The organism is Neisseria animalis (genome assembly GCF_900636515.1).
Taxonomy (GTDB): Bacteria; Pseudomonadota; Gammaproteobacteria; order Burkholderiales; family Neisseriaceae; genus Neisseria; species Neisseria animalis.
Window position 1 is genome coordinate 1,793,995 of sequence record NZ_LR134287.1, and the last position, 14,340, is coordinate 1,808,334.

Below are 14,340 nucleotides of genomic sequence, written 5' to 3' on the forward strand. Positions count from 1 at the left end.
GATACTGCGTTGCTTTGCCTTGCCGTACTATGTGTCCTGTCTGCGGCTTCGCTGCCTTGTCTCATTCTTATTTTATTCGACTATAATAACAACAATGTACAAACACACTGCCGCACGCAACACTTCCGCCAAACCGTTATATTGCCGCATCACACGGCATCAAACCAGCCATAAAACCGCAGACCGTGCAAACAGCAAAAACGGGCGAACCTGCCGCTTTCGCAGTTTCGTCACGCCCTCTTCGGCAAAGCGCAGCCATTCCGTATCAATCACCGTATCTTCGCACCGCTGCCGCAAACCGCATGAAAAACCCGTTACCACAGCAATGCAGCCGTATCATTATCGGGTTTACCCGCCCGGCAGACGGCTTACCCGACGCGGTATTTACCCCGAATATCGCAGGTATTTTCCGCCGCTTATTCCTGAAACAGAAAATGCCCCAGCTTGTCCGCTTTGGTATGCAGATAGCGTTCGTTTTCGGCATTCTCGCCCACTTGCAGCGCACGGCGTTCGACGACATTAATGCCGGCTTGTTGCAGCGTTTGGACTTTCTCGGGATTGTTGGTCAGCAGCTTGACCGCCGCAATGCCCAAGTGGTCGTAAATATGCTTGGCAAGCATAAAGTCGCGCGCATCAACGGGCAAACCGAGTTCCACATTGGCTTCCACCGTATCCAGACCTTTATCCTGTAATTGATAGGCGCGGATTTTGTTGATCAAACCGATACCGCGCCCTTCTTGGCGCAAATAGACAATCACGCCCCGCCCTTCCTGCTGCACGGCCTGCATGGCCGCCTTGAGCTGGGGGCCGCAATCACATTTTTGCGAAAACAGTGCGTCTCCGGTCAGACACTCGGAATGGACGCGCGACAACACGGGCAGGCCGTCTGCAACATCGCCCATCACCAGCGCAACGTGTTCCTGACCGCCCGGCTCTTCAAAACCGTGCATGGTAAACACGCCCCATTCGGTCGGCAGCCGGCAGGCGGCAACGAATTTAAGTGCATCAGTCATCTTGCGTATCCTCTTGATTGTCTTCGATGTTCAGCAGTTTTTTCAGCGGTTCGGACAATTCCAATGCCAATGCCGTCCACTGGATTTGCGCGGCTTCGTCTGCCTGTCCGCCGCCCTCAAATTCAATGTGGACAACCCCCAGCACCGCACCGCTGCGGGTGCAGACAGGAGCCGAAATCTGACTGCCGCAGGCTTGGTTGCGTTCGCCTTCCAATTCGCCGTTTTCCAGCCAATATGCCGTATCGTTACAAAGGTTCAGCCAGCCGCTTTGTGCCGTCCGGCCTGCCAGATGGCTGCGGCTGCTGTCGCCGTCCACCGTCAGGATATGTTCGATAAGTTCCCCCTGACGGCTCAAACACACCAGCCCCAAAGCCGAATTTGCAGACGGCATCAGCGCGTAAACCACCGCACTGCGTACATTTTTGCTACGGCTGTATACGGAATCCAAAGCCATATAGATTTGCTTCAGCAGAACCTCGTGTTCCGCATTCTGCCCGACATGGTCCGCCAGCCGCACACCGTCATGTTCGTACCACAATACGGAGCGGTCTATCGAAGCATTGCCCAAATCCATTACCGCACGCACGCCTGCACAGGCAAGCTGTACCTCGTCTTGCGGCAGTTTCAGCCCTTGGGTCTGTAAATAATCTTTAATCAGCGAAGCAGGCATCAGCCTTTCCTTATTGCAATAATATGGTTATCTTGACGGAAAAAGCCGTCTGAACATTTTCCGAACTTTCAGACGGCCTTACACAGTTTCAGGGCGATTATATGGGGTATGCCCGCAATATTTCAAGAAAACCCGCTTTCTTCTCGCCGTTGCTGCCAGAGTGCGGAAATTTCGTTATAATCTGATTTCATTCATTTAACATTCGAGCCATACGCTACGGCTTGGCGCATCCTTTCTAAAAGTGACGACACCATGATTATTATCGTTTTGGGCTTGGCCATCATTCTGGCGGTTATCGCCTACAATATGTATCAGGAAAACCAATACCGCAAACAGGTGCGCGAGCAGTTCGGCCATTCCGACAAAGACGCGCTGTTGGCGAGCAAAGTCAACCATGTACGGGACAATAAAGAAACCGGCGGCAAAGGCTTGTTTTTGAAAAAACCGAACAAGGCGCAGGAAGCCGCCATGCGTAATCTGCAAGAGCAGGACGAGTTGTTCGAGGCCAAAACCAAGGCCAAAGCGTCCGCACAAAAAGCCGCCCACGCCGAGCCGGTGCAGCCTGCCTTGACAGGTTTCGACAGCCATGCCGCCGCAGCGGAAGAAAATACGGCCGAAGCAGAGCTGCCGTTAATCAGCTTGGAAGAGCTGGCGCAAAGCGAGCTGCCATGGTTCGACCCGCGTTTTGACTACCTTGCTTACATCGCTTTGGATAAAGCGCAAGAGTTGCACTCATTGCCGCGCCTGTCGGAAAGCCGCCGCTTCCAAATCATCGGCTGCACCACAGACGACCGCTTCCAAGTTGCCGAGCCGATTCCGGGCGTACATTACCAAGCGTTTGTGATGGGCTTGCAGGCAGTCAGCCGCAGCGGTGTGGCCGCAGCCGAAGAGTTGGAAGACTTCAACCGTCGTGTTGATGCCTTTGCCCAACAAACCGGCGGCCGCGTCAAGCATACCGATACCGCTGCCTTTACCGAAGTGGCGCAAGCCTTGGACAACTTCTGCGTCCGTGTCGACCAAACCATTGCCCTGCACTTGGTGTCGCAGGCCGACATCAGCGGCTCAGAACTTCGCGCCACCTTGGAAAACGCAGGCTTCCAGCTCGGCAGTGACGGCCTGTTCCATTTTGCAGACGGCAACGGCTGCCAAATGTTCGCCATCGGCACCATGGACAATACACCGTTCTCCGGCGCTGCACTGGCCGCCCAAAACTATCAGGGCTTCAGTATGCTGCTGGATATTCCGCACGTTCCCGCCGGCGAAAAAACCTTCGATCAATTTATGGACTTGGCGGTCAAACTGTCCGGCCAGTTGAGCCTGAATCTGGTAAACGACAAATTGGAAGAAGTTTCAACGCAATGGCTCAAAGACGTACGCAACTACGTTTTGGCGCGTCAGGAAGAAATGCTGAAAGTCGGCATCAAGCCCGGCAGTAAAGCAGCCAAACGCCTGTTCTCCTAACTGCTCATCAAACGGATATGCTGAAAATACGGCATATCCGTTTTTTATGCCGTCTGCAAATTCCCATCAAACGCCCCCTGCCCTGCCGCACATTCAAACTTTAAGCAACTATAGTCATTTAAAATAAGAATGATACAGCGTTGCTTTGCCTTGCCGTACTATGTGTACTGTCTGCGGCTTCGCTGCCTTGTCTCATTCTTATTTTATTCGACTATACTTCTCAAACCTTGCCCCTACCTAATCGGTCTGCCCCGTAAAAGCCCGAACATTCAAGCGCAAGCAGTATCCGAACAACAACCGTGCAAAACAAGCCGTATGTTCAATTTCATCAGCCATCTGCCTGCCCGCACCACAAAGCCGTGCCGTCTTTTGCCGCAAACAGCCCGACCAATCCACCCTTCAAGCAGTATTTCCTCTCCGGCAATCACGTCTATTGCCCTCTTCCGTACACATTTTCAGGTAAAATCACGATTATTTGATTTTTGCAGACGGCCTAAGCCCCCGAAATGCCGTCCGAACCACCGCCATGAACCAGATTCTACAAAAAATCCAAAACTTTACCGCGCTGCTCAACCGCTACGCTTACGAATACTACACCCTCGACGCGCCCAGCGTGCCCGATGCCGAATACGACCGCCTGTTCCGCGAACTTGAGGCATTGGAACGCGAATACCCCGAACACCGGCAGCCCGACAGCCCCACCCAACGCGTCGGCGGCGCGGCCTTGGCCGGTTTTGAAACCGTGCGCCACGAAGTGCCGATGCTGTCGCTGAACAACGCCTTTTCACCACAAGACGAAAACGGCGTATTCGACCATGCCGAGATGTATGCCTTCGACGAACGCGTGCGCGGCGGCTTGGGTGCGGAAACGCCGGAATATGTCATCGAACCGAAATTCGACGGTCTGGCCGTCAGCCTGCTCTACCGCGACGGTATCTTGGTTCGCGCGGCAACGCGCGGAGACGGCACCAGCGGCGAAGATGTCACGCAAAACGTCAAAACCATTGCCAATATCCCTTTGCGGCTGCACGGCAACCATCTGCCAGAACTGATTGAAGTGCGCGGCGAAGTGCTGATGCTGAAAGCCGATTTTGCCGCACTCAACCAACGCCAGCTCGAAAGCAGGCAAAAGCCGTTTGCCAACCCGCGCAACGCGGCAGCGGGTAGCCTGCGCCAGTTGGATTCCAAGATTACAGCGCAACGCAAACTGCATTTTTTCGCCTACGGCATCGCGCAGCAGCAAGGCGGTTTGACGGCGGCAGAACACATTCAAGAGCTGGCTTATTTGGACGGACTCGGTTTCAGCCTGCCCAAAGGACACTACGCCTGCTTCTCCAATATTGCCGCCGTACTGGCTTTTTACGAACAAATGCAGGCCGAACGCCCCGATTTGCCCTATGAAATCGACGGCATGGTGGTCAAAGTCAACAGCTTGGCGCAGCAGGAAACGCTGGGCTTTGTTTCTCGCGCGCCGCGCTGGGCCATCGCGCACAAATTCCCGGCCGAAGAAGCATTAACCATTGTGGAAGCCATTGATGTACAAGTCGGCCGAACCGGCGCGGTCACCCCCGTGGCCCGCCTGCAGCCGGTATTTGTCGGCGGCGTAACCGTGACCAACGCCACTTTGCACAACGAAGGCGAAACCCAGCGCAAAGACGTACGTGTCGGCGATACGGTGGTGGTGCGCCGCGCGGGAGACGTGATTCCCGAAGTGGTGCGCGTGGTGTGGGAACGCCGTCCGATGAAAACAATTGACACCGTGCCTGCCGCTACGCTTTCAGACGGCCTGCAAAATGATTTGTTTGCCGATGCCGCGATGCCGTCCGAACCGGTGCAAACCGCGCAGGTGCCGCTTTATCCGCAATACCGCCTGCCCGATGCCTGCCCGATTTGCGGCAGCAGCATCGAGCGCGAAGAAGGCGAAGCGGTGGCGCGCTGCAGCGGCGGCATGTTGTGTCAGGCACAACGTGCGCAGGGGCTGATTCATTTTGCTTCGCGCAAAATGATGGACATCGACGGTTTGGGGCAAAAACACATCGAACAGCTGGTGGCGCAGGATTTGGTGCGCCATTTTGCCGATTTGTACCGCTTGGATATTCCGACTTTGCAGAAAATGAAGGAAAACGCCGATGCCATGCCGTCTGCAAATGAGCCGGACGGCACAGCAGGTTTATCGGACAGTTTGAAAAAGACTTCGGACGGTACTGCAAAAAAACAGCCGACCAAATGGGCGGAAAACATTCTGGCCGGTTTGGAAGCCAGCAAGCAGCCGGATTTGGCGCGTTTCCTGTTCGCACTCGGCATACGCCACGTCGGCGAGCGTACCGCCAAAGTATTGGCGCAGGCATTCGGCAGCTTGGAAAACGTCCGCCGCGCACCCGAACCGGTGCTGGCCTGCCTGCCCGACATCGGCACAGTCGTCGCCCGCTCCATCGCCCAATTCTTCGCACAAAACGAACAGCAGGCCATGATAGACGAATTGCTTGCCGTCGGTGTCCGCCCGAAAGAACAGGCCGTTACGCTGCCGTTGGCGCAATACCTTGCCCCCGAAAGATGGATTGCCCGCCTGCCCGGTTTCAAAACCAGCGAAAACAAAGCCGCCGCCCTGTGGGACTTGGCCGGAAAGAGCATAGAAGGACTAATCTGCGACAAAGCCCTGCCCGCCGAGTGGCAGCAGTGGCGCGATATTGAAACCAATACCGTCCTGCTGCATACCATGTGCCGGTTTTTAGCCGGCATGCCGTCTGAAAATACCGGCGGCGGTTCAGACGGCCTCCACGCTGCCGCCGCAGGTAAAACCTTCGTACTCACCGGCACGCTGCCCACCCTCAAGCGCGATGAGGCGCAGGCCATGATTGAGGCCGCAGGCGGCAAAGTATCCGGCAGCGTTTCCAAAAAAACCGATTTTGTGGTTGCCGGCGAAGCGGCAGGCAGCAAACTGGAAAAAGCCAACGCTTTGGGGATTGCCGTTTTGGACGAGGCTGCGCTTTTGGATTTGTTAAAACCGTAAAAGCCGTGAATTTTTATTATAATATTCAGTCAGATTAAACGGTTTATCTGTAAAATAATCCGAACTGTTCATATGGAGAAGCCATGAAACCGATTAAAAAAGCCGTTTTCCCCGTAGCCGGCATGGGTACACGCTTTTTGCCCGCCACCAAAGCCAGCCCCAAGGAAATGCTGCCGATAGTGGACAAACCCCTGATTCAATACGCCGTTGAAGAAGCGGTTGAAGCGGGCTGTACCGAAATGATTTTCGTCACCGGCCGCAACAAACGCAGCATCGAAGACCATTTCGACAAAGCCTACGAATTGGAAACCGAGCTGGAACAGCGCAACAAGGAAAAACTGCTGGCGCGCGTCAAAGACATTCTGCCCTCCGGCATCACCTGCCTGTATATCCGCCAAGCAGAGGCTTTGGGGTTGGGACACGCCGTATTGTGCGCCCGAGCCGCCGTCAACGACGAACCGTTTGCCGTCATTCTTGCCGACGACCTGATTGACGCACCCAAAGGCGCGCTGAAACAGATGGTGGATATTTACAACCAAAGCGGCAACAGCGTATTGGGCGTTGAAACCGTCGACCCCTCGCAAACCGGCTCATACGGCATCGTCGAAGTGGAACAGCTCAAAAGTTTCCGGCGCATTACCAACATCGTTGAAAAACCGAAGCCGGAAGAAGCACCGTCCAATCTGGCGGTAGTCGGCCGTTATATCCTGACCCCGCGCATTTTCGACTTACTGACCAACCTGCCGCGCGGTGCGGGCGGAGAAATCCAGCTGACCGACGGCATTGCCCGCCTGCTCGACCATGAATTTGTATTGGCTCATGCGTTTGAAGGCAAACGCTACGACTGCGGCAGCAAACTGGGCTACTTGGAAGCCACCGTCGCCTACGGCTTGAAACACCCTGAAACCGGCAAAGAGTTTGCCGAACTGCTGAAACGGTACGCCGGCTGAGCCGACTGTCAAACCTGTTTTTTTTATAGTCGAATAAAATAAGAATGAGACAAGGCAGCGAAGCCGCAGACAGTACACATAGTACGGCAAGGCAAAGCAACGCTGTATCATTCTTATTTTATTCGACTATACATAGTTGAGATAACAGCAACCGCAAAATGCCGTGGCAGCCATACAAAGGCCGTCTGCAAAATACACAGTCATTTAAAATCATCGCAAAACAAGGCAGCAAATCCGCCGACCTGTACTGTTCGTACTGTCTGCGGCTTCGCTGCCTTGTCTCATTCTTATTTTATTCGACTATATTTTGCAGACGGCCTTGCCGTAAACAACAAGCGATTAAAACAATCCAACGGCTGAAACAACAGGCATGCGGCTTTACCCCTGCTGCGCCAACCGGCAGATTGTTTATCGATACGGCGTTATTTCTTCAAAATATACTTCCGCACGGCGGCATTGTGCTCGTCCAGCGTATGGCTGAAGTGGCTCAGACCCGTACCGTCCATTTTAGATACAAAATACAGGTATTTTGTATCGGACGGGTGTGCCGCCGCTTCCAGCGAAGCCTTGCCCGGCAGCGCAATCGGAGTGGGCGTCAGACCTGCGCGCGTATAGGTATTATAAGGCGTATCACGGCGTAAATCTGCCTTGCGGATACGGCCTTTGTAAGCGGCACCCATACCGTAGATAACGGTCGGATCGGTTTGCAGACGCATTCCGATGGCCAGACGATTGGCAAACACCGCCGAAACGTGCGCCCTGTCGGCAGGGTGTCCGGTTTCTTTTTCAATCAGGCTGGCCATAATCAGCAGCTCATACGGCGTTTTATAAGGCAGACCACTTTGGCGTTCGTCCCATGCTGCGGTCAGTTGGCGCTGCATGATGCGGTAGGCGGTTTTATAAATCTGCAAATCGCTGCTGCCGGCATCTATTTCGTAGGTATCAGGAAAAAACAGCCCTTCTGGGTTGGCAGACGGCGCATCCGGTGCAATTTCCTTCAGCAGTTTTTCATTGCTCCAGCCCCGTGTTTCATGACGGATGTCGTCCGTATTATCGATGATACGGCGCATATCGGCAAACCTCATGCCTTCCACAATCCGCACGGTAACCGAATCGGGACGGCTGCCCAAAATGCGCTGCAATACCGTCCAAGACGATACTTTGGCCGGCATACGGTATGTTCCGGCATGAAGTTGGTCATGCACACCCATCAAATAGGCGGCGGCAACCAAGACATGGCGGCTGTACACCGCATCATCTTTGGCTAGTTTGTGGCTGACGGCGGAAATGCCCTGATTTTTTTCCACCCGTATGCGGTAAGGCTTGCCGTTGTCTTTCGGTATGAATAAAAGAGCGGCAAAGGCAACCGCAGCCAAGGCGGCCAGCAGCACGGCCCGTTTCAATAATTTTTTCAACATGGTAGGATTTGAGATAATGATGTTATTCGGGTTAGTATAACTGAATTTATCGTTTTTTATGCGTTTGTTTTCCCAAGGCCGTCTGCAAATGAATGATTCTGTCTGGCAACAGGGTTGGTGGCGCAATGCCCGCCACGCCTTTTCGCCCAATTATGCCCCGCGCGCGCGCGAAGAAGAAGTGTCGCTGGTGGTATTGCACAATATTTCCCTGCCGCCGTTCGAGTACGGCACGGGGGCGGTGGAAAAACTGTTTACCAACCAAATCAATCCTGACGAACACCCGTTTTTCAGCGTCATCCACGAATTGCGCGTTTCCAGCCATTTTCTGATTACGCGGGAAGGCGAAGTGGTGCAGTTTGTTTCCTGCGACGATACGGCTTACCATGCCGGCGTTTCGTCTTTTCAAGGTCGGGAAAAATGTAATGCGTTTTCAGTCGGCATCGAGTTGGAAGGTTGCGATTTTGAGCCGTTTGCCGAAGCGCAATATCAGGCATTGCAGCCCCTGCTGACCGATTTAATCCGCCATTATCCCATCGGTGCCATTACCGGCCATCAAGACATCGCGCCCGACCGGAAAACCGATCCCGGCCACTTTTTTGACTGGGCGCGTCTGCAAGCGGCGGGTTTTCCTGTTGTCCGCTGATTCTCTGTTTGGCACACTACCCTCTTCCGCCAAAAGTCTTTGCGCCGTACATTTTGCAGACGGCCTGCAGCCGGTACGATTTGTTCAGGCATAGGTCAGTTTCAACGGCATAATCCCTGTTTGGCTAAATTCGGCGTGTGCCTTGACTTCCGCCAAACGGCGGCAGATTGCTTCGGTAACGGCTTCCGCGCGGGAACGGTCTTCCTCGGTAATCCGTTCCGGCTGCCGTCCGAACAAAGCCACATCCAACAAACGCTCGGCATGTATGCCCGCACGGTAACGGTGGCGTACAGCCGCCGCCTGTTCGTCAAAAGCGGTTGCCACCACGCTGCTGCGCGTCAGCGCGATGCCCAATGCGGCATCTTCTCCGCCAAACCGCCTGAACAATCCGTCTTGGGGAAAACCGCCGCAGGCCAATAAAATGCTGCGGCGAAATACCATGTTTCCACCCACCGTCATCGCCAGCCGCTGCCATGCTTCCGAAAATCCGGCGTGTTCGGTATATCGTTCGGGGAAGCCCCACGGTTTCAACTTCAAACGCACCAAACTCAAATAATCAAACTGTTCCAATGCCAAATATGCGGCAGACAGCACATCGGTTTCGTAAACATCATCGGCGTCCAGAAATGCCGTAAAATCCGCCTGACTCTGCAAAGCCCCCCAATTTCGAGCCACAGACACACCGCTGTTGCGCGGCAGAAATTCAGCGCGGACGTTGGCATACCGCGCCGCCAACGAGCGTATCAATTCCGCCGTACCGTCTTGCGAACCGTCGTCCACCAGCCACACCAGCGAAGCACACGGCTGCCCGACGGCACTTTCCACCGCTTCTTCCAGCGTATCGGCGGCATTGTAGCAGGGAATAACAATATCCAAAGTAGGTTTGCGGCTCATCGGCAGCCTTTCTGCAGAAAAGGCCGTCTGCAAAGCCCGATTTGCAGACGGCTTTATGGTCGTTGAATACAAAATCATACCGCGTTGCCGCGCCTTGCTCAAAGCGGGGCTTGACGAAACGGCTGAAACAGAAAGTCTGCTGAAGCGCATTGCCTGCGGCCTTACGGCTTTGTCTCGTTTTGCCTGATGCGGCAATACAGTTTATTCCGCCTTATCCGCATGAGCGCGGAAATCAGCCCATTTTTCTGCTCCGTTCCGTCAGGCAGACGGCATAAAGCATACCCGCCGCCCTGCCCGTTTTACTCAAGCAGCAGTTTACCGCCTTGCTTCATTCAAAACTCAGACGCGGGATTGGGCAGGCCGACCATCATACTTATTGCCTGTTTGCCGCCCATTGCCGCATGGCAGGCGGATAATGCGGCAACGGCAGCTCTACAGGCCGATACGTTTTGCATACTTTTTTTCCGCTGCAATCAAGCAGCTTCCCAGCGCGGTACTTTAGTAAACAGACGGTAAAAATTCTCGGTGGTATAAGCGGCGACTTCTTCCAAGGTTTCGCCACGCAGTTTCGCCACAAATTCAGCAGTGTGCCGCACATAAGACGGCTCGTTCTGCTTGCCGCGCTTGGGTACGGGGGCGAGAAACGGCGCATCGGTTTCCACCAAAATCCGATCGGACGGTACATATTTTGCCGTCTCCTGAATCAGAGGCGCATTTTTAAACGTTACCAAACCGGAAAACGAAATATACAGCCCCAAGTCCAGCGCGGCTTTGGCAAACGGAATATCCTCGGAAAAACAATGAATCACCCCTGCATGGGTATTGCATTCCTTCAACATTTTCAAGGTATCCGCCGCCGCATCGCGCGTATGCACAATCACCGGCAACCCGCTCTCGTTCGCCGCTTCGATGTGATCGGCAAAACGCTGATGCTGCCATGCCAAATCGCCTTTGCACCAATAATAATCCAAACCGGTTTCGCCGATTCCGACAACTTTCGGGTGTTTCGCCCGCTCCACCAGCTCGGCTACGGTAAATTCCTCCGCGTCTTCGCGGTCCGGGTGAATCCCCACCGTGCAGTAAATATGCGGATATTGCTCGGCGATGGCGGATACTTCGTCAAAACTCTGCCGGCTCACGCTGATGGCCAATGCCTGCTTAACGTCTTGCGCCGCCATGTTTTCCAACACTTCCGGCAGCCGCTCCGCCAAGCCCTCAAAATTCAAATGACAATGTGAATCAATCAGTTGCATAATTTTATAATGTAAAAGTCGTACGTTCGCTGCGGATTTCGTCCCCCAGCTCGGTTTCAATCAGTTGTTTCAGGCGGCGGCAGTCTTCGTTGCTGCCAAACGCCAAGCCCACGCCGCGCGGACGTTGTGCCGACATCCCTGCCGGGCTGATCCATGCGGTTTTGACGGGCAGATCTTGAAAACGACGGTTGCCGATTTCTACCGTCAGCAACACGTTCTGTCCCAGCGATAAGATATCGTCGGTCGGCACAAACAAACCGCCGTTTACCAAAAACGGCATATAGCATTGATACAGCATGGTTTTGTCCCGAATCCGCAAAACCAGCGTTTTCAACGGAAAATCATTGTCTGTCATCGTTTCAACCTATTTGTTTTGCCAGAAATCCAAATAATCGATCAGCAGCGATTCCAATTGCATTTTCACGCTGAGCGTATGATAGCCGTAAGGTACCAGCCTGTTCAGACGGCCTGCCAGCGCAAACAGCCGCCCCGCATCGGTTTTGGCGGCGGTTTTGGCCGACTCGCCTGCAAAATCGGGATAATACAGCGGCGGCATACCCTGCTGCGCCAAGCCTATGTCCAACAGCCATTTGTGCAGCCAGTCGAGAAACACCGCCAGAGGCTGCTTCTGCTTATCGAAAGCCGCCGCATAGTCCAATATTGCCAACAAACGCGGCGCCGCCAGCAGACGGATGAGTTCGGCACGCATTTCGTCCGCTTCCGGCATATGGTCAAACAACGGCGCGCCGCTGTGGAAAGCCAATAGCGAGCCGGCATCCGCCACGCCTTTGTCGTTCAAATAAGCCAAGGCTTCCTGATGGGAAGGCGCAGGCAGCAACATTTGGCGGCAGCGGCTTTTGATAGTCGGCAGCAGTTTGTCCCGCGCATGGGTAACCAGCAGAAAAACCACATGTGAAGGCGGCTCTTCCAATACTTTCAGCAAACCGTTTGCCGCCTGCACATTCATGGCTTCCGCAGGGTGTACCAAAACCACGCGCCGTCCGCCCCGCACGCTGGTCAGATAAATGTTGTCGACAATTCCGCGCACGGCATCAATTTTAATCTGCAACAGCTTGCGCCCGACCGCACCGTCTTCGGGCAATTCCGGCGCAAGTTCGTAAAAGTCGGGGTGGCTGCCCTGTTCGAGCAGATGGCAGGAAGCGCAATCACCGCAAGGCTCGTTTCCGGCTGTCGGCGATTCGCACAACAATGCTTTCGCCACAAAACGCGCAAACGCGGTTTTGCCGGTATTCTCCCTGCCGGTAAACAGCCAAGCGTTCGGCTGGTTTTGCCAATGCCCGGCCAGTTGCCGCCATTGGGAAGCGTGCCACGGATAAATCATGATTGCACAAATGGAAACAAGACAATGCCGCCATTATACCGTGAAACGGCAAAAGCCGTCTGCAAACGGCATATTCCGTATTTTGCAGACGGCTTTGCGATTTATTTGTCGGCCGAAATTGTTTACAATATCGAAATCTCCGCACCTGAACACAACAGAAAGGCAAAAATGCAGATTACCTCGAAATGGATAGACGGCATGTGCTTTGTCGCCACCAACGAACTCGGCCACAGCATCGTTATGGAAGGCGCGGCTGCCGAAGGAGAAGCAAAACGCGGCCCCAGCCCGATGGAAATGTTGCTGATGGGCATAGCCGGCTGCTCCAGCATAGACGTGGTCATGATTGCAGAAAAACAGCGCCAGCAGATTACCGACTGCCGCGCCAAAGTAACCGCCAAACGCGCCGACAGCATTCCGAAAGTCTTTACCGACATTCATATCCACTTTACCGTTGTCGGCCACGATCTCACAGAAAGCGCAATCGAGCGCGCCGTTCAGATGTCTGCCGAAAAATACTGCTCCGCATCGATTATGCTGGGCAAAGCGGCAACCATTACCCACAGCTTTGAAATAGCGGCAGCCTGATTTTGCAGACGGCCTTCGGGCAAAATACCGGCAAAAGCCGTCTGCAAAATCAAATAAGCAGATATATCCGCACTACCGCCCACGGATATATCTGCTTATTGAATGATATTGTTTTCTCTCTCTAATCAGCCTTTATACAAACTTGGCCTTTTCGAGACCTATTGTGCAAGCTGCTTTTAAAATTGTCAACAATTTATTGTAGCAAATGTCGGAGTGGACTAAAATAAAGTCCGACAAGCCCGCAAATGCAGACGGCATAACCCTGCCGCAGCTTACCCGCGGAACAACTGACCCGTGCACCCGCACAACACCCGAAACATCATGACCGATACCGACAAATTCCTCCACGCGCCGACCGCCTCCTCGCTGATTGCGGAAGAACGCCACGACTCCGAACTGTTCCGCGTATATGCCGCCATCTTAGACGGCATTACCGACCATATTTTCCTGCCCGGCAACAAGCTGACCGAATCCGAGCTGTGCCGCCAGATGGTTTGCTCCCGCAACACCGTCCGCAGCGCATTGTCGCTGCTCGCCCACGACAAAATCGTCGATTTGCAGCCCAACCGCGGCGCATTTGTCCACGTTCCCGATTTAAAAGAAACGCGCGATGTATTCAATACCCGCATCGAAATGGAAAGCATGATTTTGGATATGCTGATCGATTTGCCCGATTTGGAAACACGCCTGCAACCGCTTTACGCCATGACGGAACAAGAAGAAACCGCTTCCGAACGGGGCGACCGCGTCGGTTGGAACAGACTCTCCAATGCTTTCCACGTCGAATTGGCACGCCTGCTGGACAATGCCGTCTTATTCGACATCATCAACACCTTATGTGCCCGCTCCTCGCTGATTGTCGCCGTATTCGACACCAAACGCCACGAACCGCGCAGCATCAATACCCATACCCACAGCGAACATCGGGAAATTCTCGACCTGCTGCTGGCAGGCAAACGCAACCGCGTCATCAAAATCATGCGTAAACATCTCGGCGCGTGTGTCGAGCGCTTGGAAAAACGTTTTGAAACCCTTTAAACCAAATACCTGAAGCGGCATGGCCAAACGATACCGACCATGCCGCCACACCCGGCGTGATTG

14 protein-coding genes are annotated in these 14,340 nt (G+C 54.1%); 6 read left to right on the plus strand and 8 right to left on the minus strand.

Annotation, left to right across the window (positions count from 1 at the left end):
- Positions 1–416: 416 nt before the first annotated feature.
- A complete protein-coding gene (gene ribA, locus EL111_RS08265; protein ID WP_123794611.1) occupies positions 417–1,013 on the minus strand; it encodes a GTP cyclohydrolase II in 597 nt (198 codons plus the stop codon).
- The gene (locus tag EL111_RS08270; protein ID WP_123794612.1) at positions 1,006–1,683 is read right to left on the minus strand and encodes a hypothetical protein; all 678 of its coding nucleotides are present in this window, start codon (positions 1,681–1,683) and stop codon (positions 1,006–1,008) included. The genes ribA and EL111_RS08270 overlap by 8 nt, the downstream gene beginning before the upstream one ends.
- A gap of 252 nt (positions 1,684–1,935) precedes the next feature.
- On the opposite strand from EL111_RS08270, the gene EL111_RS08275 reads away from it, so the two are divergent.
- The 3 genes from EL111_RS08275 (at position 1,936) to galU (ending at position 7,104) form a co-directional block, all read left to right on the plus strand.
- Positions 1,936–3,144, plus strand: coding sequence for a cell division protein ZipA C-terminal FtsZ-binding domain-containing protein (locus EL111_RS08275; RefSeq protein WP_123794613.1), 1,209 nt, complete (start codon positions 1,936–1,938; stop codon positions 3,142–3,144).
- A 526-nt stretch (positions 3,145–3,670) separates the two neighbouring features.
- Entirely contained in the window at positions 3,671–6,154 is a 2,484-nt protein-coding gene (gene ligA, locus EL111_RS08280; RefSeq protein WP_123794614.1) for an NAD-dependent DNA ligase LigA, read from the plus strand.
- Positions 6,155–6,237: 83 nt separating this feature from the next.
- Positions 6,238–7,104: a UTP--glucose-1-phosphate uridylyltransferase GalU gene (gene galU / locus EL111_RS08285; protein ID WP_123794615.1), complete on the plus strand. Its 867-nt coding sequence runs from the start codon at positions 6,238–6,240 to the stop codon at positions 7,102–7,104.
- 422 nt (positions 7,105–7,526) lie between these two features.
- On the opposite strand, the gene mltG is transcribed toward galU, so the two are convergent.
- Positions 7,527–8,522 (minus strand): endolytic transglycosylase MltG, encoded by a 996-nt coding sequence (gene mltG / locus EL111_RS08290; RefSeq protein WP_123794616.1) that lies wholly within the window; start codon positions 8,520–8,522, stop codon positions 7,527–7,529.
- Positions 8,523–8,610: 88 nt separating this feature from the next.
- Between mltG and ampD the strand changes: the two genes are divergently transcribed.
- Positions 8,611–9,165 (plus strand): 1,6-anhydro-N-acetylmuramyl-L-alanine amidase AmpD, encoded by a 555-nt coding sequence (gene ampD / locus EL111_RS08295; RefSeq protein ID WP_123794617.1) that lies wholly within the window; start codon positions 8,611–8,613, stop codon positions 9,163–9,165.
- Positions 9,166–9,249: 84 nt separating this feature from the next.
- Here ampD and EL111_RS08300 read toward each other — a convergent pair whose 3' ends face one another.
- The 5 genes from EL111_RS08300 to EL111_RS08315 form a co-directional block, all read right to left on the minus strand.
- A complete protein-coding gene (locus EL111_RS08300) occupies positions 9,250–10,059 on the minus strand; it encodes a glycosyltransferase family 2 protein (protein ID WP_123794618.1) in 810 nt (269 codons plus the stop codon).
- A gap of 332 nt (positions 10,060–10,391) precedes the next feature.
- Positions 10,392–10,514, minus strand: coding sequence for a hypothetical protein (locus EL111_RS10800; RefSeq protein WP_269471072.1), 123 nt, complete (start codon positions 10,512–10,514; stop codon positions 10,392–10,394).
- Between the two features lie 18 nt (positions 10,515–10,532).
- On the minus strand, positions 10,533–11,312 hold the full coding sequence (locus EL111_RS08305) for a TatD family hydrolase (RefSeq protein WP_123794619.1): 780 nt from the start codon (positions 11,310–11,312) through the stop codon (positions 10,533–10,535).
- A gap of 4 nt (positions 11,313–11,316) precedes the next feature.
- Positions 11,317–11,667 carry a PilZ domain-containing protein gene (locus tag EL111_RS08310; protein WP_123794620.1) on the minus strand — a complete coding sequence of 117 codons (351 nt, stop codon included), beginning with the start codon at positions 11,665–11,667 and terminating at the stop codon, positions 11,317–11,319.
- A 9-nt stretch (positions 11,668–11,676) separates the two neighbouring features.
- Positions 11,677–12,654, minus strand: coding sequence for a DNA polymerase III subunit delta' (locus EL111_RS08315; RefSeq protein WP_123794621.1), 978 nt, complete (start codon positions 12,652–12,654; stop codon positions 11,677–11,679).
- Between the two features lie 168 nt (positions 12,655–12,822).
- Between EL111_RS08315 and EL111_RS08320 the strand changes: the two genes are divergently transcribed.
- Positions 12,823–13,239, plus strand: a complete 417-nt coding sequence (locus EL111_RS08320) for an OsmC family protein (RefSeq protein ID WP_123794724.1) — start codon at positions 12,823–12,825, stop codon at positions 13,237–13,239.
- A 321-nt stretch (positions 13,240–13,560) separates the two neighbouring features.
- Positions 13,561–14,277 (plus strand): GntR family transcriptional regulator, encoded by a 717-nt coding sequence (locus EL111_RS08325; protein WP_123794726.1) that lies wholly within the window; start codon positions 13,561–13,563, stop codon positions 14,275–14,277.
- Positions 14,278–14,340: the final 63 nt, after the last annotated feature.

What these genes read in the sequence shown, in the direction of transcription:
- ribA (WP_123794611.1), bottom strand. Translation starts at nt 1,013, where the DNA reads ATGACTGATGCACTTAAATTCGTTGCCGCCTGCCGGCTGCCGACCGAA.
- EL111_RS08270 (WP_123794612.1), bottom strand. Translation starts at nt 1,683, where the DNA reads ATGCCTGCTTCGCTGATTAAAGATTATTTACAGACCCAAGGGCTGAAA.
- EL111_RS08275 (WP_123794613.1), top strand. Translation starts at nt 1,936, where the DNA reads ATGATTATTATCGTTTTGGGCTTGGCCATCATTCTGGCGGTTATCGCC.
- ligA (WP_123794614.1), top strand. Translation starts at nt 3,671, where the DNA reads ATGAACCAGATTCTACAAAAAATCCAAAACTTTACCGCGCTGCTCAAC.
- galU (WP_123794615.1), top strand. Translation starts at nt 6,238, where the DNA reads ATGAAACCGATTAAAAAAGCCGTTTTCCCCGTAGCCGGCATGGGTACA.
- mltG (WP_123794616.1), bottom strand. Translation starts at nt 8,522, where the DNA reads ATGTTGAAAAAATTATTGAAACGGGCCGTGCTGCTGGCCGCCTTGGCT.
- ampD (WP_123794617.1), top strand. Translation starts at nt 8,611, where the DNA reads ATGAATGATTCTGTCTGGCAACAGGGTTGGTGGCGCAATGCCCGCCAC.
- EL111_RS08300 (WP_123794618.1), bottom strand. Translation starts at nt 10,059, where the DNA reads ATGAGCCGCAAACCTACTTTGGATATTGTTATTCCCTGCTACAATGCC.
- EL111_RS10800 (WP_269471072.1), bottom strand. Translation starts at nt 10,514, where the DNA reads ATGCAAAACGTATCGGCCTGTAGAGCTGCCGTTGCCGCATTATCCGCC.
- EL111_RS08305 (WP_123794619.1), bottom strand. Translation starts at nt 11,312, where the DNA reads ATGCAACTGATTGATTCACATTGTCATTTGAATTTTGAGGGCTTGGCG.
- EL111_RS08310 (WP_123794620.1), bottom strand. Translation starts at nt 11,667, where the DNA reads ATGACAGACAATGATTTTCCGTTGAAAACGCTGGTTTTGCGGATTCGG.
- EL111_RS08315 (WP_123794621.1), bottom strand. Translation starts at nt 12,654, where the DNA reads ATGATTTATCCGTGGCACGCTTCCCAATGGCGGCAACTGGCCGGGCAT.
- EL111_RS08320 (WP_123794724.1), top strand. Translation starts at nt 12,823, where the DNA reads ATGCAGATTACCTCGAAATGGATAGACGGCATGTGCTTTGTCGCCACC.
- EL111_RS08325 (WP_123794726.1), top strand. Translation starts at nt 13,561, where the DNA reads ATGACCGATACCGACAAATTCCTCCACGCGCCGACCGCCTCCTCGCTG.